The sequence below is a fragment of the Mesorhizobium sp. M2D.F.Ca.ET.226.01.1.1 genome, from assembly GCF_004022705.2.
Lineage (GTDB): Bacteria > Pseudomonadota > Alphaproteobacteria > Rhizobiales > Rhizobiaceae > Mesorhizobium.
The window spans coordinates 131,203-148,239 of sequence record NZ_RZOY02000008.1 but is presented as its reverse complement, the minus strand read 5'-3'; the positions used below and the strand labels follow the sequence as shown (position 1 = coordinate 148,239).

The 17,037-nt window shown below is 63.1% G+C and carries 20 protein-coding genes; 10 read left to right on the top strand and 10 right to left on the bottom strand.

Going from position 1 to position 17,037, the window contains the following annotated elements:
• Positions 1 to 28: 28 nt before the first annotated feature.
• Positions 29 to 436, bottom strand: a complete 408-nt coding sequence (locus EN869_RS19670; RefSeq protein WP_127227424.1) for a hypothetical protein — start codon at positions 434 to 436, stop codon at positions 29 to 31.
• Positions 437 to 575: 139 nt separating this feature from the next.
• Between EN869_RS19670 and EN869_RS19665 the strand changes: the two genes are divergently transcribed.
• Complete coding sequence (locus tag EN869_RS19665; protein WP_127227425.1) at positions 576 to 1,013, top strand: MarR family winged helix-turn-helix transcriptional regulator; 438 nt, start codon at positions 576 to 578, stop codon at positions 1,011 to 1,013.
• On the opposite strand, the gene EN869_RS19660 is transcribed toward EN869_RS19665, so the two are convergent.
• Positions 1,004 to 1,738, bottom strand: coding sequence for a polysaccharide deacetylase family protein (locus tag EN869_RS19660; RefSeq protein WP_127227426.1), 735 nt, complete (start codon positions 1,736 to 1,738; stop codon positions 1,004 to 1,006). The genes EN869_RS19665 and EN869_RS19660 overlap by 10 nt on opposite strands.
• A gap of 168 nt (positions 1,739 to 1,906) precedes the next feature.
• Complete coding sequence (locus EN869_RS19655) at positions 1,907 to 3,976, bottom strand: EAL domain-containing protein (RefSeq protein WP_127227427.1); 2,070 nt, start codon at positions 3,974 to 3,976, stop codon at positions 1,907 to 1,909.
• 299 nt (positions 3,977 to 4,275) lie between these two features.
• Here EN869_RS19655 and EN869_RS19650 point away from each other — a divergent pair, with 299 nt between their 5' ends.
• Genes EN869_RS19650 through tdh form a run of 3 tightly spaced genes read left to right on the top strand, consistent with a single transcriptional unit; the run spans position 4,276 to position 6,748 of the window.
• Complete coding sequence (locus EN869_RS19650) at positions 4,276 to 5,463, top strand: glycine C-acetyltransferase (protein WP_127227428.1); 1,188 nt, start codon at positions 4,276 to 4,278, stop codon at positions 5,461 to 5,463.
• On the top strand, positions 5,460 to 5,672 hold the full coding sequence (locus EN869_RS19645; RefSeq protein WP_127227429.1) for a hypothetical protein: 213 nt from the start codon (positions 5,460 to 5,462) through the stop codon (positions 5,670 to 5,672). The genes EN869_RS19650 and EN869_RS19645 overlap by 4 nt, the downstream gene beginning before the upstream one ends.
• A gap of 41 nt (positions 5,673 to 5,713) precedes the next feature.
• Positions 5,714 to 6,748: an L-threonine 3-dehydrogenase gene (gene tdh, locus EN869_RS19640; RefSeq protein WP_127227430.1), complete on the top strand. Its 1,035-nt coding sequence runs from the start codon at positions 5,714 to 5,716 to the stop codon at positions 6,746 to 6,748.
• 80 nt (positions 6,749 to 6,828) lie between these two features.
• Here the strand turns inward: tdh and EN869_RS19635 are convergent, their stop codons facing one another.
• A complete protein-coding gene (locus tag EN869_RS19635) occupies positions 6,829 to 7,275 on the bottom strand; it encodes a MarR family transcriptional regulator (protein ID WP_127227431.1) in 447 nt (148 codons plus the stop codon).
• Between the two features lie 130 nt (positions 7,276 to 7,405).
• Here EN869_RS19635 and hmgA point away from each other — a divergent pair, with 130 nt between their 5' ends.
• From hmgA to EN869_RS19615, 4 genes are read left to right on the top strand one after another with little or no spacing between them, the layout of a single operon-like run.
• Positions 7,406 to 8,719, top strand: coding sequence for a homogentisate 1,2-dioxygenase (gene hmgA / locus EN869_RS19630; protein WP_127227432.1), 1,314 nt, complete (start codon positions 7,406 to 7,408; stop codon positions 8,717 to 8,719).
• Complete coding sequence (locus EN869_RS19625; protein WP_127227433.1) at positions 8,716 to 9,615, top strand: MBL fold metallo-hydrolase; 900 nt, start codon at positions 8,716 to 8,718, stop codon at positions 9,613 to 9,615. Before hmgA ends, EN869_RS19625 begins: the two co-directional genes overlap by 4 nt.
• Complete coding sequence (locus EN869_RS19620) at positions 9,612 to 10,625, top strand: fumarylacetoacetate hydrolase family protein (protein WP_127227434.1); 1,014 nt, start codon at positions 9,612 to 9,614, stop codon at positions 10,623 to 10,625. The genes EN869_RS19625 and EN869_RS19620 overlap by 4 nt, the downstream gene beginning before the upstream one ends.
• Positions 10,626 to 10,647: 22 nt before the next feature.
• Entirely contained in the window at positions 10,648 to 11,211 is a 564-nt protein-coding gene (locus EN869_RS19615; protein WP_127227435.1) for a DinB family protein, read from the top strand.
• Positions 11,212 to 11,271: 60 nt separating this feature from the next.
• Here the strand turns inward: EN869_RS19615 and EN869_RS19610 are convergent, their stop codons facing one another.
• Together EN869_RS19610 and hppD are read right to left on the bottom strand one after the other, a co-directional pair.
• Entirely contained in the window at positions 11,272 to 11,373 is a 102-nt protein-coding gene (locus EN869_RS19610; protein ID WP_127227436.1) for a type II toxin-antitoxin system prevent-host-death family antitoxin, read from the bottom strand.
• Positions 11,374 to 11,436: 63 nt separating this feature from the next.
• Positions 11,437 to 12,552, bottom strand: a complete 1,116-nt coding sequence (hppD, locus tag EN869_RS19605; RefSeq protein ID WP_127227437.1) for a 4-hydroxyphenylpyruvate dioxygenase — start codon at positions 12,550 to 12,552, stop codon at positions 11,437 to 11,439.
• A 137-nt stretch (positions 12,553 to 12,689) separates the two neighbouring features.
• Between hppD and EN869_RS19600 the strand changes: the two genes are divergently transcribed.
• On the top strand, positions 12,690 to 13,157 hold the full coding sequence (locus tag EN869_RS19600) for an Lrp/AsnC family transcriptional regulator (protein WP_127227438.1): 468 nt from the start codon (positions 12,690 to 12,692) through the stop codon (positions 13,155 to 13,157).
• 20 nt (positions 13,158 to 13,177) lie between these two features.
• Here the strand turns inward: EN869_RS19600 and EN869_RS19595 are convergent, their stop codons facing one another.
• The 4 genes from EN869_RS19595 to aztA all read right to left on the bottom strand — a co-directional run bounded on the left by EN869_RS19595 (position 13,178) and on the right by aztA (position 16,387).
• Positions 13,178 to 13,516, bottom strand: a complete 339-nt coding sequence (locus EN869_RS19595) for a TIGR01244 family sulfur transferase (RefSeq protein WP_127227439.1) — start codon at positions 13,514 to 13,516, stop codon at positions 13,178 to 13,180.
• Between the two features lie 204 nt (positions 13,517 to 13,720).
• On the bottom strand, positions 13,721 to 14,662 hold the full coding sequence (gene aztC / locus EN869_RS19590) for a zinc ABC transporter substrate-binding protein AztC (RefSeq protein WP_127227440.1): 942 nt from the start codon (positions 14,660 to 14,662) through the stop codon (positions 13,721 to 13,723).
• A gap of 25 nt (positions 14,663 to 14,687) precedes the next feature.
• The gene (aztB, locus tag EN869_RS19585; protein ID WP_127227557.1) at positions 14,688 to 15,563 is read right to left on the bottom strand and encodes a zinc ABC transporter permease AztB; all 876 of its coding nucleotides are present in this window, start codon (positions 15,561 to 15,563) and stop codon (positions 14,688 to 14,690) included.
• Positions 15,563 to 16,387 (bottom strand): zinc ABC transporter ATP-binding protein AztA, encoded by an 825-nt coding sequence (gene aztA / locus EN869_RS19580; protein ID WP_127227441.1) that lies wholly within the window; start codon positions 16,385 to 16,387, stop codon positions 15,563 to 15,565. The genes aztB and aztA overlap by 1 nt, the downstream gene beginning before the upstream one ends.
• A gap of 225 nt (positions 16,388 to 16,612) precedes the next feature.
• Here aztA and EN869_RS19575 point away from each other — a divergent pair, with 225 nt between their 5' ends.
• Complete coding sequence (locus EN869_RS19575; protein WP_127227442.1) at positions 16,613 to 16,957, top strand: RidA family protein; 345 nt, start codon at positions 16,613 to 16,615, stop codon at positions 16,955 to 16,957.
• Positions 16,958 to 17,037: the final 80 nt, after the last annotated feature.

Sequence of the window (17,037 nt, the reverse complement as noted above, 5' to 3'; positions counted from 1 at the left end):
CCCGGTCGGTTTCGCCGGCCGTGCGATCCTAAAACATCTTGGCGGTTGCCATGCAAAACACGGTGATGACCAAGAGCCCGCCGGCGATGCGTTCGCCCCTGGTCATTTTTGCCCTCAGCTGGCTCTGCGTCGGTTGATCCGCACCGGCCAACTGCCGGCTGGCCGAGGCCACAAGGGCTCCCTGCACCCCGGCGGCGATCACCGCCGTCAAAATGCCGAGCGCCAGCACCTTCTCCATTGAGCCGAACGCGCCCTCGTGGAAGAAATACCAGAGAAGCAAACCGGTCAGGAACGCCAAGCCGGAGGCGCCAAGTTGTGGCCGGATGAAGCGTTCCGCCTTGATCTCCGGATCCCGGGCGACCGCAATGGTCGTGCCGGCCCAGAAGACGCCGGCCATCACGTGCAGGCCGATGACGACGATATAGACGTATTGCATGACCGCATTCCTCTCTGCCGCCCGCCGCGCGTCGCTGCCGTGCGACGTCATCAATAAGACAAAGTTAGATATCTAACGATTAGATGTCAATTCATGAAGCCGAGTTTCACCTTCCCATTGCTTGCTCTACTGTCACGTCATGACACCGTTTGACCGCCCGCCCGTCGGTATGAACCTCGCCCGCACCTCGAAAGTGGTGGCGCAGGCCTTCGACGCCGCGTTGGTTGAGGCCGGCGGAACGCTGCCGGTCTGGCTGACCCTGTTGTCGGTCAAGTCGAAGGAACTTGCCAACCAGCGCGAGCTTGCCGGTATGATCGGGATCCAGGGCGCGACGCTGACGCATCACCTCAACGCCATGGAAGCGCAAGGGTTGCTGACGCGCCGCCGCGATCCGGAAAACCGCAGGGTCCATCAGGTGGCGCTGACCGAAGCCGGCGAAGCGCTGTTCGAAAAGCTCCGCCTTGCTGCCGTCGACTTCGACAAGCGGCTGCGCGCCGGTATTCCCGATGACAGGCTGGCCGAATTCGCCGAGACGCTTGCGATGCTGAGACGGAATGCCGAACAGCTTCAGTCGTAACCCGGTATGGCGCCGAAGGAGTAGTGGCGCAGCCTGAGCGCAGCGATCAAAGCGGTGAGATTCGCCTTGCCGTCAAAAGCATCCTGGAACATCTCGTCATGCATGAGCAGGATCAGCTTGTTCGGCCTGGCGAAATGGCCATAGCCGAACAGATGGTCGATCTCGCTGACCAGATGGTCGACGCTCTGCACCGGCTTGCCGCTGTCCTCATGCACCCATTCGTGGTCCCAGCCGTAAAGCCAGAAGCCCGATGCCGCGACAAATTCGTAATCCGGATCCTCACGCCCAGCCTCAGCCAGTCCGAGCGAGTTGTCATCCTTCGAGTAGTTGGGCAGCCGGAACACGTCGCGCCCCGGCAGCCGCGCATGCACGGCCGGCTTGAGGCCGAGCACCACATTGGCTTTCAGCATATCGGCGACCACGCCTTCGGTGTCGCCGTAAAAATGCCGGTAGTGGTTATAGGCGTGGCTGTAGCTGTGGTTACCGATCGTCACCAGCGGTATCGATTTCGCCCGCTGCAACAGCGCCCGGTTGGTGGCGTTGGCCTCCGCATGCATGCCGACCATGAACAGCGTCGCCGGCACCTGCTCGGCCTGCAGCACGTCGAGAATGTTGCTGGTACCGTTCAGCGGACCGTCGTCGAAGGTGAGATAAATGGTGCGGTCGGCGGCCATAGCCGGCGATGCGATCAATAGCAGCAGCGACAGGACGAAACGAAGCGGCATCCGCGAGAACCGGTTGCGATCAACAGGCGGCCATGCCGATACCGATGTGTCAAGCTTGTCGACGATTGTGCTAGGCCAAGCTGCCCTGCAGCACCTTAAAGTACGTGAGCACCGGAAGCGCAGGAAGCCGCTATTTGCAGACCGGCCTCACCTGAATGTCGACGCATCTCAAGCGAGGCTGCCCTGCAGCACTTTGAGCTTCGCCTTCTTCGGGCTGCGCGACGTCAGCCATTCGCGCGCCTTGTCCTGCGGCATCGGGAAGGCGATCGAATAGCCCTGCACCTGGTCGCAACCGATCGCCATCAGCGAGTCGAGCTCGGCCTCGGTTTCGGCGCCCTCGGCGACGATCGAGATGCCGAGCCCGCGGGCAAGCTCGGTGATGGCGCGCACGATCTTGGTGTTGTCGCCGTTCTCGTTGATGTTCTGGACGAAGCGGCGGTCGATCTTCAGCCGGTCGATCTCGTTGGGATTGACGTGGCTCAGTGAAGCGTAGCCGGTGCCGAAATCGTCAAGCTCGAGATGCACGCCGGCGGCGCGGATGTGGCGGAGCTTGGCGGCGATGCCGGTCTTCTCGTCGTCGAGGATGACGGATTCGACGATTTCCAGCGACAGCTTCTGCGGCGCCAGCCCGGCGCGTTCGAGCGTTCCGAACAGGAAGGCGTCGAAATCGGGCTCGCGCAGCTCGGTGCCCGAGACATTGACGGCGATGCGCCCGAAATCGATGCCGGCGCGGTCCCATTCGGCGGCCTCATCGATCGCCTTGGTGATGACGATGCGGCCGATATCCGGCATGAAGCCGCATTTCTCGGCGACCGGAATGAACTCGCCGGGCGAGATCATGCCGCGCGTCTCGTGCTTCCAGCGAACCAGAGCCTCTATGCCGCTGATCGTGCCGCTGGTTAGCGACACCTGCGGCTGGAAATAGACCTCGAAGCTCTTGTTGGCGATCGCCGTGCGGATGTCCTGCTCGAGCTGCTTGCGATGGTCGAGTTCGCGGCGCAGTTCCTCCGAGAAGAAGGAGAAGTTGCCGCCGCCGAGTTTCTTGGCGGAATAGAGCGCGAGGTCGGCATGGACGAGCAGGTCCTGCGCGTTGTCGGCGTCCACCGGATAGACCGCGATGCCGGCGCTGGCGCCGGGCATGATGGTCGTGCCCTGGAACGTGATCGGCTCGTTGATCTCGCCAAGGATGCGCTCGGCCAGCGCGTGGATGTCCTCGGTGGTGCCGGCGCCGTTGAGGATCATGACGAACTCGTCGCCGCCAAGCCGCGCGCAGAGATCCGATGCCCGGCAGGAATCGCGCATGCGCTGCGCAGTCACCACCAGCACATAGTCGCCGGCGGCATGGCCCAGTGTGTCGTTGATCTGCTTGAAGCGGTCGAGATCGAACTGGATCACCGCCAGGCGCTCGCGGCGGCGGTGCGCCCCCTTGATCAGCGTGTCGAAATGGTCGGTGAGGAAGGTGCGGTTGTGCAGGCCCGTCAGACCGTCATGCACGGCGATGAAGGCCATCGAGTTGCGCGCATCGACCAGCTCGCGCGTCTTGCGCAAAATGGCGTTGGACATCGGCCGGAAGATGAACAGCGCCACCAGCACGATGACACCGAGGGTGGCGAAGAACAGCGTGCGGTGCAGGTCGAGGATGCTTCTGGATTTTTGGTCGGCGAAGGCGCTGATGCGCTGGGCGAGTGCGGCATAGCCGGACATGGTCGCGTTGGCGACAGAGGCGTCGAGGCCGACGCGCTCAGCGCCGCCCTTGTAGCCGTCGCTCTGCATGCCGAGCTGCGACTCGAAGGACGATACCAGCCTGTCGCCGTTGGCGACCAGGCCGACCGAGAAATAATCGAGGTGGAAAGGCTTGCTGAACAGCACGTATTCGATCGACTTCGGATCGTTGCGCGCGGGCGACAGCGGATCGGCGCCGGTCTCCTTGAGCAGCCGGTCGTAGCTGGTCTCGAACTCGCCCGTCGCCTGCTTGAGCGCTGTCACCAGCGCCGGCTGTTTGTCGCGCGAGGCAGCGCTGGTGGCGCTCGCCAGGAAGACGATGCGCTGCGACAGCGCCTTCTGTGTCGAGACGATGTCGAGCAGCGTATCGTTGTGCTGCTGCTGCGCCATCAACTGCTGCAGAAGCACGAACGACGCCACCACCATGGCGGCAATGATCGCGAGCGCCAGCCAGTAGCCGGTCTTGATAAGCAGGATCAGCTTGCGCGATACGCTATGCACTGGCTGCTGCGACATAACTTGAGTGACCCCTCCGGTCGACCGATCCTGCCAAGCTTCGTGGCGGGAAAACGCTTGCCTTGAAAGGGTTAACAGGTCGGCAAGGGCGGCCGGCGGCGCCCCTGGCGACGCGACAAAGCTCGCAAGATGGTTATCACGTCCTTTCCCGCGGACCCTTATTTTGCGCCGATCGCCGCCGCGCCGTCGCAAAGCATCGCGGCCCGGCTTTCGCGACGCCACCGAAGCGGTCGCTTTTGCGATGGATTTTTTGGAGCCATAGCGCGACAGTCCGGCCTCGAACCGAACAGGGCCGGACCATGAGCAAAGCATTCCTTTCCCATATCGACAACGAGCTGCAGGGCCTGAAATCGGCCGGCCTCTATAAATCCGAGCGGGTCATTTCCTCGATGCAGTCCGCCGAGATCGAGGTGGGCGGTGAAAAGGTGCTGAATTTCTGCGCCAACAACTATCTCGGCCTCGCCGACAGTCCGGATCTGCGCGACGCGGCAAAGCACGCGCTTGACCGCTACGGCTATGGCATGGCCTCGGTGCGCTTCATTTGCGGCACGCAGGAAGAGCACAAGGAGCTGGAGGCGACGATCTCGTCCTTCCTTGGCATGGATGACACGATCCTCTACTCGTCCTGCTTCGACGCCAATGGCGGCCTGTTCGAGACGCTGCTCGGCGAGGAGGACGCCATCATCTCCGACGCCTTGAACCACGCCTCGATCATCGACGGGGTGCGGCTCTCCAAGGCGAAGCGTTTCCGCTACGCCAACAACGACATGGCCGATCTCGAAGCACGGCTCAAGGAGGCGAAGGACTGCCGCTTCCGGCTGATCGCCACCGACGGCGTGTTCTCGATGGATGGCATCATCGCCAACCTCAAGGGCGTCTGCGATCTCGCCGAGAGATATGACGCCATGGTCATGGTCGACGACAGCCACGCCGTCGGTTTCGTCGGTAAGCATGGTCGCGGTTCGGCCGAGCATTGCGGTGTCGAGGGCAGGGTGGACATCATCACCGGCACGCTCGGCAAGGCGCTGGGCGGGGCCTCCGGCGGCTACACGTCGGGCAAGAGAGAGGTCGTCGACTGGTTGCGCCAGCGCTCGCGCCCCTATCTCTTCTCCAACACGCTGATGCCGGCCATCGCCGGCGCCTCGATCAAGGTGTTCGACCTGATCCGCAATGGCGACGCTCTGCGCCAGCGCCTATATGCCAATGCGGACCGGTTCAGGTCCAGGATGGGTAAGCTCGGCTTTACGCTTGCCGGCGCCGATCATCCCATCATTCCGGTGATGCTGGGCGACGCCGCGTTGGCGCAGGAGATGGCGGCGCGCATGCTGAAGCGCGGCATCTATGTCATCGGCTTCTCCTTCCCGGTGGTGCCGAAGGGCCAGGCGCGCATCCGCACGCAGATGTCTGCCGCTCATTCCGATGCCGACATCGATCGCGCCGTCGAGGCGTTCGGAGAGGTTGGCAAGGAACTGGGCGTGGTGAAATGACCGACAAGCCCGGCATATCGTGTTGGTTCTGCGATGAACGCATCGAGACAAGTGATCGACAGGCTGTCGAGATTTCGGTCCGCAACCTTTGGTCCGATGAGGACGATGCTCCCATGCAGTATCTCTACCTGCATTCAATTTGCGCTGTTGAGAGGCTGCAGGGAAAAGGCATGAAGTTTCAGTTGGATGTGTTTACCGCTCCGAACTGATCGCGACGTTTGTTTTAATTTAGCTGAATTGAGGATTCTCGATGTCCAACATGATGAAGGCGCTGGTGAAGGCCAAGGCCGAGCCGGGCATCTGGATGGAAAAGGTGCCGGTGCCGGAGATCGGCCCCAACGACGTGCTGATCAAGGTCAGGAAGACCGCGATCTGCGGCACCGACGTCCACATCTACAATTGGGACCAGTGGGCGCAGAAGACCGTGCCGGTGCCGATGGTGACGGGCCATGAATTCGTCGGCACGGTCGCCGATTTCGGCGCCGCGGTCACCGAATACAAGGTCGGCCAGCGCGTCTCGGGCGAGGGTCACATCGTCTGCGGTCATTGCCGCAACTGCCGCGCCGGGCGAGGGCATCTATGCCGCAACACACTGGGCGTCGGCGTCAACCGCCCCGGCGCCTTCGGTGAATACATGGTCATCCCGCAGCACAATGTCGTGCCGATCCCGGACGACGTGCCGGACGAGATCGCTGCCATCTTCGATCCGCTGGGCAATGCCGTGCATACGGCACTGTCCTTCGATCTGGTCGGCGAGGATGTGCTCGTCACCGGCGCAGGCCCGATCGGCATCATGGGCGCGCTGGTCGCGCAATGCGTCGGCGCGCGAAAAGTCGTCATCACCGACATCAATCCGGTTCGGCTGGACCTGGCGCGCAAGCTTGGCGTGCAGCATGTCGTCGATGCCTCGAAGGAGAAGTTGCGCGACGTGATGCCCTCGATCGGCATGACCGAAGGTTTCGACGTCGGCCTGGAAATGTCGGGCGCAGCGCCCGCCTTCCGCGACATGATCGACACCATGAACAATGGCGGCAAGATCGCCATCCTCGGCATCGCGCCTACAGGCTTCGAGATCGACTGGAACAAGGTCATCTTCAAGATGCTGCATCTGAAGGGCATCTACGGCCGCGAGATGTTCGAGACCTGGTACAAGATGATCGCCCTCGTGCAGGGGCCACTGGATGTCTCGGGGCTGATCACGCATCGCATCGGGATCGATGATTTCCAAATTGGGTTCGATGCAATGCGGAGCGGCAGTTCGGGTAAGGTCGTGATGGATTGGTGAGGGACTTCTAAGGAAACGTCGAATTCCTTCGACCCCCTCTCTGTCCTGCCGGACAGAGAGGGGGGCCTCGCGCCAGCCTGTCAGCTCATTTCTCCCAACGCCTCCTCCAGCGCCGCCACACCCCTCACAATCGCCGCCCGTTCTTCCGCACTCAACCTCGCCAGCAACTCGCTTTCAAACGCCTTCGCCAGCGGCACCATTTCCCGATAAGCCGCCAGTCCCGCCTTGGTCAGCGCCAGGTGCTCCACCCGCCGATCACTCTCGTCCGGCGTGCGCGTCAGCCAGCGCCGCCGCTCCAGTTCGGCCACCGCCCGCGACACCTTGGTCTTGTGCATGGCTGACTGCTCTCTGAGTTCCGTCGCCGTCATCGTGCCGCGCTCGCCAAGCCCGGAAAGCGTGCGCCATTCCGGCCGCGTCAGGCCGTGGCGCTCCTTGTAGATCTTTGAGAATTCGCGGCTGACGGTATCCGCCAATCGATAGAGCCGATAGGGCAGGAAGCTTTCCAGCTCGAGGATATCCGGTTCCATGAGCGCTCCCGGGATGCGCGGTTTCCGTTGATAGTTACATTTTCGATGGTTACAAATGCAACCAGTTTGGTCAACATCGCCGGCAAGCCTCGCCTAGCAAGGCCGACAAACAGGGATCAGGGAGGATCGGATGGGCTTTTCCTACATGCCGGGCTTCGGCAACGACTTTGAGACCGAGACGCTGCCCGGTTCGCTGCCGCAGGGCCGCAACTCGCCGCAGAGGCCGGCCTACGGCCTCTATGCCGAGCAGCTTTCGGGCTCGCCCTTCACCGCGCCGCGCGGCACCAATGAGCGTTCCTGGCTTTACCGCATCCGCCCGAGCGTAAAGCACACCGGCCGCTTCAAAGGCGCGAGCCATCCTCTGTGGAAGACGGGCCCCAACATCGGCGATCATGAGCTGGCGCTCGGCCAATACCGCTGGAACCCGACGCCCATGCCTTCCGAGCCGACGGACTTCATCGCCGGCATGCGCACGTTCACCACGGCCGGCGATGCTGTCGGGCAATCCGGCATGGCCGCGCATGTCTATGTCGCCAACCGCTCGATGGTGGACGACCATTTCTTCAACGCCGATGGCGAATTGCTGGTCGTGCCGCAGGTCGGCGCGCTGCGCTTCGTCACCGAGATGGGCGTCATCGAGCTTCGCCCCGGCGAGATCGCGGTGTTGCCGCGCGGCCTCGTCTTCAAGGTCGAGCTCGCCGACAAGGAGGCGCGCGGCTATGTCTGTGAGAATTACGGCGCCAAATTCACCATGCCCGATCGCGGGCCGATCGGCGCCAATTGCCTGGCCAATCCGCGCGATTTCAAGACGCCCTGCGCCTGGTTCGAGGAGAAGGAGACGCCCTGCCGGTTGATCGTCAAATGGTGCGGCTCCTTCCACGTCACCGAGCTTGGCCATTCGCCGCTCGACGTCGTCGCCTGGCACGGCAACTACGCACCCTATAAATATGATCTGGCAACGTTTTCGCCGGTCGGCGCCATCCTGTTCGACCACCCCGATCCGTCGATCTTCACGGTGCTGACGGCGCCGAGCGGCGAGGAGGGCACGGCCAATGTCGACTTCGTCATCTTCCCGCCGCGCTGGCTGGTGGCGGAAAACACGTTCCGGCCGCCCTGGTACCATCGCAACATCATGAGCGAGTTCATGGGCCTGATCCACGGCCAGTACGACGCCAAGGAAGAAGGCTTTGTTCCCGGCGGCATCAGCCTGCACAACCAGATGCTGGCGCATGGACCGGACGCTTCCGGATTCGAGAAGGCGACACGGGCCGAGCTGAAGGCGGTCAAGCTCGACAACACCATGGCCTTCATGTTCGAGACGCGCTTCCCGCAGATGCTGACACGCTACGCCGCCGAGCTCGGCACCTTGCAAGAGAACTACATCGATTGCTGGGCCGACCTGAAGAAGCGTTTTAACGGCACGCCGGAAGGCGACTGGTCTTGAGCACCGAAGTAGCGGACCGACTGGTCCTGCTTGGCTCCAAGGGCGGTCCGGCGTTGCGCCCGGGCGGTCCATGGCCGAGTTCGTCGTTCCTGGAACTCGGCGGACGAACCATCGTCGTCGATTGTGGGCTGGGCGCCACCCGCGGCCTGGTCGATGCCGGCATCAGCCTCAAGGCGCTCGACCTGATCTTCATCACGCATCTTCATTCGGACCACGTCCTGGAACTCGGACCGCTGATCCACACCGCCTGGACCGCGGGCCTGGCCACACCGGTGACCGTCTTCGGTCCCCCTGGCACCAGCCACTATTGGCAGCGCTTCTGCCAGGCGATGGATTTCGACATCGAGATTCGAATCGCCGACGAGGGCCGGCCGGATATCCGAGCCCTAGTCTTGGTCGAGGAATTCGGCGAAGGATCGGTTCTGGAGGAGCACGGCCTGGTGGTAACGGCGCTGCGCGTCGACCATCCGCCGGTGACCGACTGTTTCGCGCTGCGATTCGAGCATGGCGGCAGAAGCGTCGTGTTCTCCGCCGACACGGCGTTCTTTCCGCCGCTGGCCGGCTTCGCCAGTGGCGCCGACATCCTTGTCCATGAAGCGATGCTGGAAGAGGGTGTGGAGAGGCTGGTCGCCAGGACCGGCAACGGCGCGCGGCTGAAAGAGCATCTGCTTGCCAGCCACAGCTTTGCCGAGGAGGCAGGCCGCATCGCCAGCGACGCCGGGGTGAGGAGATTGGTGCTCAACCACCTCATTCCCGCCGACGATCCCGATATCGACGAGGGCGACTGGGTCGCCGCTGTCAGGAAATCGTGGGCCGGTGACTTGACGATTGCCCGCGACGGCCTTGTTGTTGGGCTAAGCAGTAAAAAGGCTGCTGGAGGAGAGGAAACCGCATGAAGCTTGCCACACTGAAGAACGGGACGCGCGACGGGAAGCTGGTCGTGGTCTCGCGCGATCTGACGCGGTTCACCGACGCTTCCTTCCTGGTGCCGACATTGCAGGCCGCGCTCGACGACTGGCGCAGGATCGCGCCGCATCTCGCGGCCATGGCAGAGTCGCTCGAGACGAACGCCGTGCCCTCGGCGCGTTTCCACGAACATGACGCGCATTCGCCGCTGCCGCGCGCCTATCAATGGGCGGACGGCTCGGCCTATGTGAATCATGTCGAGCTGGTGCGGAAGGCGCGCGGCGTCGAGATGCCGGCAAGCTTCTGGACCGATCCACTGATCTACCAGGGCGGCTCGGACTCCTTCATTGCGCCGCGCGATCCGATCCGCATGGCCGACGAAGCCTTCGGCATCGACATGGAGGCTGAAGTAGCGGTCATCGTCGACGACGTGACGATGGGCGCCAGCCTGGAAGAAGCAAGGGGCGCGATCCGTCTCGTCATGCTGGTCAACGACGTGACGCTGCGCGCCATAACCGGGCCGGAACTGGCCAAAGGCTTCGGCTTCTTCCAGTCGAAACCGTCTTCGGCTTTCTCGCCGGTCGCGGTCACGCCCGACGAATTGGGCGACGCGTGGGACGGCGGCAAGGTAAACCTCGCGCTGCTCGCCGATCTCAACGGCAAGCCCTTCGGCCGCGCCAATGCCGGCATCGACATGACCTTCGATTTCCCGGCGCTGATCGTGCATGCCGCAAAAACCCGGCCGCTTGCCGCCGGCACCATCATCGGCTCCGGCACCGTCTCCAACAAGCTGAATGGCGGGCCGGGCAAGCCGGTCTCGGCCGGCGGCGCCGGCTATTCCTGCATCGCCGAGCTGCGCATGATCGAGACCATCGAGAGCGGCGAGCCGAAGACGCCCTTCCTGCGCTTCGGCGACACGGTGCGCATCGAGATGAAGGACAAGGCGGGCCATTCGATCTTCGGCGCCATCGAGCAGAAGGTCGAGAGATACGAGGGGTGACGGAAAAGGGAGTTCAGGCCCGGTGACCCTGCTGGAACATCTACGCCGCATGGCCCGCAACAATTTATGGTCAAACGACCGGCTTTACCGCGCTGTGCTCGCGCTGAAGCCGGGCGAGTTCGAGGCCGGGCGTGTCAGCTTCTTTCCGTCGATCAGGGAGACGCTCAACCACATCCTCGCGGTCGACCTTCTCTATCTCGATTTCCTGACCGACGGCGGCCTCGGCGCTTCGGCCTATGACGACTTCATACCGTTCGACGGCGCGGCAAGCCTGGCAGCGGCACAGGCCGATTTCGACCGCAAGCTGGTCGCCTTCTGCGACGGCCTGTCGGAAGCCGATCTCGACCGCCGCGTCATCACCGACCGACGCCAGGACGGCATGATCCCCGAACGCATCGGCGACATCCTCGCCCACGTCTTCCTGCACGACATCCACCATCGCGGCCAGGTGCATGCGATGCTCTCCGGCACCTCTGTCGCGCCGCCGCAATTGGATGAGTTTCTGCTCGACTACGACATCAAGCTGAGAAAGGACGAGGTCGAGCGGCTTGGACTCCAGCCGCGAGCACTCGACCCATCCAGCTAGGTTGAGACCGCACCGTCGCGTGGCGACAGGTCTTCTTCGCCGGAGGAGGTAAAAGACGCGCTACAGCCTCCCGCGCCGGGTGATCACAATCTCCTCGCCGGCGTTGGCGCGCCTGACGAGCTCCGACAGTTTGGCCCTGGCTTCGGTTATAGAGACGTTCACGGCTCGACCCGTAGGACCGGAGCTTAGATCAATGCCGTTCGAGCCGCAAACGAGCCTTCCGCTCTACGCCGCCTTGCCGTCCAGCTTGATCACGCCGCGCTTGATCTGGTCCTGCTCGATCGACTCGAACAGCGCGCGGAAATTGCCTTCGCCAAAGCCTTCGTCGCCCTTGCGCTGGATGAACTCGAAGAAGATCGGCCCAATGACGGTTTTCGAAAAAATCTGCAGCAGGATCTTGGTCATGCCGCCATCGACCACGCCTTCTCCGTCGATCAGGATACCGTGCTTCTTCATGCGCTCGATCGGCTCGTCATGGCCGTGCACGCGCTCGTGCGACATCTCGTAATAGGTGTCGGGCGGGCCAGGCATGAACTTCAGCCCGTTGGCGGCAAGCTTGTCGGTGGCCTCGTAGATGGCGTCCGTGCCGACGGCGATGTGCTGGATGCCCTCGCCATTGTACTTCTTCAAATACTCGGCGATCTGGCTGGTCTCATCCTTGGACTCGTTCAGCGGAATGCGGATCTTGCCGCAGGGCGAGGTGATGGCGCGGCTGACAAGGCCGGTGATCTTGCCGTCGATGTCGAAGAAATGGATCTGCTTGAAGCCGAACAGGTCGCGATAGAAATCCCACCATTTGTCCATGTTGCCGCGATAGACATTGTGGGTGAGGTGGTCGAGATAGTAGAAGCCGACGCCTTCGGGCTTGGGGTCGCGCTCGCCCAGCCACTCGAACTCGGCGTCATAGGCCGAGCCTTTCTCGCCGTAGGCCTCGATGAAATAAAGCAGCGAGCCGCCGATGCCGACGATGGCCGGCACGTCGAGCGCCTTGTCGGCGCCTTCATAGGGCGTGGCGCCATTCGACACGGCATGGTGGAAAGCATGCTTGGCATCGACCACGCGCCAGGCCATCGAGGCGGCGCAGGGGCCGTGCTTGTCGACGAACTTCATCGCATGCGAACCGGGCTCGGCATTGACGACATAGATGATGTCCCCCTGCCGCCAGACGGTGATGTCCTTGGTCCGGTGCTTGGCCACCGCGGTATAGCCCATGCGGGTGAACAGCTCGGCGAGCTTGGCGGGCTCCGGATGCGCGAATTCGACGAATTCGAAACCGTCGGTGCCGGCCGGGTTTTGCTTGCTGATTTTCGCGGGTGGCGCGTCGTGCGGGAAGGGGCCCATGGCAGTCCTCCGGAAGCTGTTTTGGCCGGGCTTGGCCATCTTCATCATGATAGCGCGGAGCCGCCGCACGGTGCTTGCATTCGGCTACCTGAAATGCGCATCATGTGCGCAAATTGTGCATCACAGGAGGAAAATCCATGGAAGATGCGCGCATTGATCAATTTGACCGCAAGATAATGGCGCTTTTGCAGGACGATGCGCGCTACACCAACAACGATCTTGCGGAACGCGTGAACCTGTCGGCCTCGCAATGCTCGCGCCGGCGCCTGCGCCTGGAAGAGGACGGCTATATCAAGGGTTACCGCGCCGTGCTCGACCGCGATCGTCTCGGCTTTTCGCTCGTCAACGTGATCTCGGTGACCTTGGCGACCCACAATCGCGACAATGCCCGCCGCTTCGGCGAACTGGTCGCCCGCCTCCCCGAGGTGCAGGAGGCGCACGCGCTGACCGGCGAGATGGACTATATCCTGAAGGTGGTGACGCCGGACCTCAAGTCACTGTCGGAGTTCGTCAACGGCGTGCTGCTGCCACACGAATCCGTTCAGCATGTGAAGACGGCAATCGTGCTGGAGACGCTCAAGGAAACCGGCGCGCTGCCGATTTAAGCCACTTTCGCGGCAAATCTTCACCCGCGCTGCTGCTGGATCAGCCCATAAAGGTTGGTGCAGCGCGCGCCGGAGCGGCAGTAAGCGAATACCGGCCCCTCAAGCTCGTCGAGCGCGGCGGCCTGATCCTCGACATTGTCCATCGTGATCTGGCCGCTGATGACCGGGATGTAGCGGAAGGCGAGCCCGGCGGCTTCGGCTGCTGCCTGGACGCTCTCGGCCGAAGGCTGGCCCGGCTGCTCATTGTCCGGCCGATTGCAGATCACGCTTCTGAAGCCGGCATCCTTGATGGCGGCGATATCCTCGGGCTGGATCTGGCCGGAGACCGAATAGTCGTCGCTGATCTGGCGGTATTCCATGGTGTCGTCCTCGCGATCTCTTTGGCGGCAGTCTTGCCACTCCGGGAGAGGGGCGGCAATCCGCATCGAAGGAATTCTCTGCCAAATAGACATCGCGCGCAGGAAATTCCAACCGTCGCTCTCCCTTCTCCCCGTTCACGGGGAGAAGGTGCCCGAAGGGCGGATGAGGGGCAGCTCCGGCGTCGGATGCTTTTGCTGGGCCGCTCAGCTTCCCAGGATCGCGCCTTTGATCTGGGTGATGTTGTTGTGCATCATGTCGATATAGGTCGAGGCCGGGCCGTCCGACCCCGACAGCGCGTCGGAATAGAGCGTGCCGCCGACCTTGATGCCGGTCTCGCCGGCGATCTGCTCGATCAGCCGCGGATTGGTGATGTTTTCCACGAAGATCGCCGCCGCCTTGTCCTGCTTGACCTGCTCGACCAGCTTGGCAACGTCGGCCGCGGACGGCTCGGAATCGGTCGAGATGCCTTGCGGGGCGAGGAAGGTCAGGCCGTATTCATGCTCGAAATAGCCGAAGGCGTCATGTGAGGTGATGACGACGCGCTTGGCCTCGGGGATCGACTGAATCGCCGCCTTCACTTCGCCTTCCAGCGCTTCGAGCTTGGTGGTGTAGGCGGCGGCATTGGCCTTGTAGCTGTCGCAGCCTTCGCTGTCGGACGCGCAGAACGCCTCGGCGATGTTCTTCACATAGATCTTGGCGTTGGCGATCGACTGGAAGGCATGCGGATCGGTGACGGTCTTGCCGCCGGTTGTATCCGCGCCTTCGGCGGCGTCGGCATCGGCGAATTCCGGCTTGAAGTCGATCGGCGTCACCCCCTTGGTCAGCGTCACGATCGAAGCCTTGGTGGCGCTGGCATCGACCAGGCGCTGGAGAAAGCCTTCGAAATGCAGGCCGTTGACCAGCACGACATCGGCTTTGGCCATCGCCACCGCGTCGGCCGGGCTCGGCTCATAAACATGCGCGTCGCCGTCCGGCCCGACGATGGTTGTCATGTTCACCCGGTCGCCGCCGACATTTTTCGCGAAGTCGGCAATGACCGTGAAACTCGCCACCACTTTCAGCGGCGCTGCAAAGGCCGATGAGGTTGCGAAGGCGCTTAACGTTATAACGCTCAACGCCAGGGCGGCACGGAAGGATTTCAGCATTGGAGGCTCCTTGCTTGGGGATGGGTCAGGCGGTGCGGTGGCGGTGATGCACGATGCGGGCGCGCAGCACGCCGCGCGTGCCGAACAGGATCGAGCAGAAATAGACGACGCCGGCCGAAAGGATGATCGCCGGGCCAGAGGGCAGCGAGGCGTGGTATGACAAGAGCAGTCCGGCGATGCAGGAGGCAAAGCCGATCAGCACCGCCAGCACGCACATCGGTTCCACCCGCACCGTCCAGAAGCGGGCGGCTGCTGCCGGCAGCATCATCAGCCCGACCGAGAGCAGCGTGCCCAGGGCCTGGAAGCCGCCGACGAGGTTGAGCACGACTAGGCCTAAGAAGATGAAATGCACCGGGCTGCCCATGCGGCTCACCGAGCGCAGGAACAGCGGATCGAGGCATTCGGCGACCAGCGCGCGCCAGAAAATGGCGAGGCAGGCAAGCGTCACCGCCACGATGCCGCCGATCAGGATCAGCGCCTCATTGTTGAGCGCCAGCACGGTACCGAAGAGCACATGCATGAGGTCGACGCTGGAGCCGCGGATCGACACCATCAGCACGCCGACGGCAAGCGAGATGAGATAGAAGGCCGCCATCGAGGCGTCCTCGCGCTGGATAGTGAAGCGCGAGACGGCACCCGCGCCAAGCGCGACGATGATGCCGGCGATCAGCCCGCCGACCGTCATCGGCAGGATCTCGAGCCCATAGAGGAGGAAGCCGGCGGCAGCACCCGGCAGGATGGCATGTGCCATGGCGTCGCCCGACAGGCTCATGCGGCGCAGCATCAGGAACACGCCGACCGGGCAGGCGCCGAGCGACAGCATCAGCGAGCCGAACAAAGCCCGCTGCATGAAGGCGAATTCGGCAAAGGGCGCGATGAGCAGGCTGTAGATGAATTCCATCACGCCGCCCTCGGTCCCGAGCCGTGCTGATGGTCGTGGTGGTGATCGTGCGCATGGCCGTGGTGGTCGTGCGCGTGATCGTGGTCGTGGGCATCTGGCTCGCACCACGGCGCGTTTTCTTCCCATGCCTCATGGAAACGCCTTGCCTTGAGCAGGTTTTCCGGCCGCAGCGTCTCCTTTGTGTCGCCCCAGGCGACGGGCTGGCGGGCTAGCAGCAGCGTTTCCGGAAAATTCTGCCGCACGAGATCAAGGTCGTGCACCACGACCATGATCGTGCGCTCCTCGCCGTGCCAGCGCTTTATCAGCGCAATCAGGTCGCCGACCGTCTTGGCGTCGACCGCGTTGAACGGCTCGTCGAGCAGGATCAGGTCGGCGTCCTGCAGCAGCACGCGGGCAAACAGCGTGCGCTGCAACTGGCCGCCGGACAGCGTATCGATCGGCCGCTTCTCGAAGCCGCCGAGCCCGACCGCCAGCAGCGCCTTGCTGACGGATTCGCGGTCCTCCTTGGTATAGCGGCCGAGCATGCCTCGCTTCGGCCACAGCCCGAGCGATACCAGGTCGACGACGCGCGCCGGAAAGGAGCGGTCGAGCTCCGACTGCTGCGGCAGATAGGCGGTTCGCACGCCGGGCATCCGAAGCACCGCGCCTTCCATCGGCTTCAGCACGCCCACGATGCCCTTCATCAGCGTCGATTTGCCCGAGCCATTGGCGCCCACGACGGCCGTCAGCGAGCCCTTGCGCACAATGCCGTTGAGATGATGGATCGCCGGATGGCTGCCATAGCCGAGCGTCAGGTCGCGAAAGGTCAGGCAAGCATTGGTCATCAGACGGAGTCCGCGAAATCGAATGCGTCGTCGATATGTGATGTTATTACATTAGTCAACATGGCGGCCGGGTGGAATTGTGGCGCGGCTGGTCAACTCGACGTGTACGCGCCGGCGGGTAGAGACCACACAATTGGCTCAATTGGTTTCGCGCCCGTCGGCCTTGCCCCAAGTCGTCCCGGACTCTAAAGAGCAGCGACTCCAGGAAACGAAGGAACCTCTCGAATGAGCATTCGTCGCATCGATGTCGGCCCGCGCATGAGCCAGATCGTTATCCACGGCAACACCGTCTATCTGGCCGGCCAGGTCGGCGAGCCCGGCGGCAACGTCGCCTCGCAGACCCGCGACATCCTGAAGACCATCGACGAATTGCTGGCCAAGGCCGGCACCGACAAGACCAAGATCGTCCAGGCGATCATCTGGCTGGCCGACATGGGCACCTTCGCCGAGATGAACTCGGAGTGGGACAAGTGGGTGCCGCAGGGCTACACGCCTGCCCGCGCCACTGGCGAAGCCAAGCTCGCCGGCCCGGAATATCTGGTCGAGATCATTGTGACGGCGGCGCTATAGCGCCGACTTCCCCTTCCCCCCTTGTGGGGGAAGGTGGCCGAGCGAAGCTCGGTCGGATGAGGGGTGTTGGAAGGATCGCT

Coding starts and splice junctions, on each gene's coding strand:
- EN869_RS19620 (WP_127227434.1), top strand. CDS start 9,612: ATGAAGCTTGCCACACTGAAGAACGGGACGCGCGACGGGAAGCTGGTC.
- EN869_RS19645 (WP_127227429.1), top strand. CDS start 5,460: ATGACCGACAAGCCCGGCATATCGTGTTGGTTCTGCGATGAACGCATC.
- EN869_RS19655 (WP_127227427.1), bottom strand. CDS start 3,976: ATGTCGCAGCAGCCAGTGCATAGCGTATCGCGCAAGCTGATCCTGCTT.
- hppD (WP_127227437.1), bottom strand. CDS start 12,552: ATGGGCCCCTTCCCGCACGACGCGCCACCCGCGAAAATCAGCAAGCAA.
- EN869_RS19600 (WP_127227438.1), top strand. CDS start 12,690: ATGGAAGATGCGCGCATTGATCAATTTGACCGCAAGATAATGGCGCTT.
- aztC (WP_127227440.1), bottom strand. CDS start 14,662: ATGCTGAAATCCTTCCGTGCCGCCCTGGCGTTGAGCGTTATAACGTTA.
- hmgA (WP_127227432.1), top strand. CDS start 7,406: ATGGGCTTTTCCTACATGCCGGGCTTCGGCAACGACTTTGAGACCGAG.
- EN869_RS19595 (WP_127227439.1), bottom strand. CDS start 13,516: ATGGAATACCGCCAGATCAGCGACGACTATTCGGTCTCCGGCCAGATC.
- EN869_RS19670 (WP_127227424.1), bottom strand. CDS start 436: ATGCAATACGTCTATATCGTCGTCATCGGCCTGCACGTGATGGCCGGC.
- aztB (WP_127227557.1), bottom strand. CDS start 15,563: ATGGAATTCATCTACAGCCTGCTCATCGCGCCCTTTGCCGAATTCGCC.
- EN869_RS19575 (WP_127227442.1), top strand. CDS start 16,613: ATGAGCATTCGTCGCATCGATGTCGGCCCGCGCATGAGCCAGATCGTT.
- EN869_RS19665 (WP_127227425.1), top strand. CDS start 576: ATGACACCGTTTGACCGCCCGCCCGTCGGTATGAACCTCGCCCGCACC.
- tdh (WP_127227430.1), top strand. CDS start 5,714: ATGTCCAACATGATGAAGGCGCTGGTGAAGGCCAAGGCCGAGCCGGGC.
- EN869_RS19635 (WP_127227431.1), bottom strand. CDS start 7,275: ATGGAACCGGATATCCTCGAGCTGGAAAGCTTCCTGCCCTATCGGCTC.
- aztA (WP_127227441.1), bottom strand. CDS start 16,387: ATGACCAATGCTTGCCTGACCTTTCGCGACCTGACGCTCGGCTATGGC.
- EN869_RS19650 (WP_127227428.1), top strand. CDS start 4,276: ATGAGCAAAGCATTCCTTTCCCATATCGACAACGAGCTGCAGGGCCTG.
- EN869_RS19660 (WP_127227426.1), bottom strand. CDS start 1,738: ATGCCGCTTCGTTTCGTCCTGTCGCTGCTGCTATTGATCGCATCGCCG.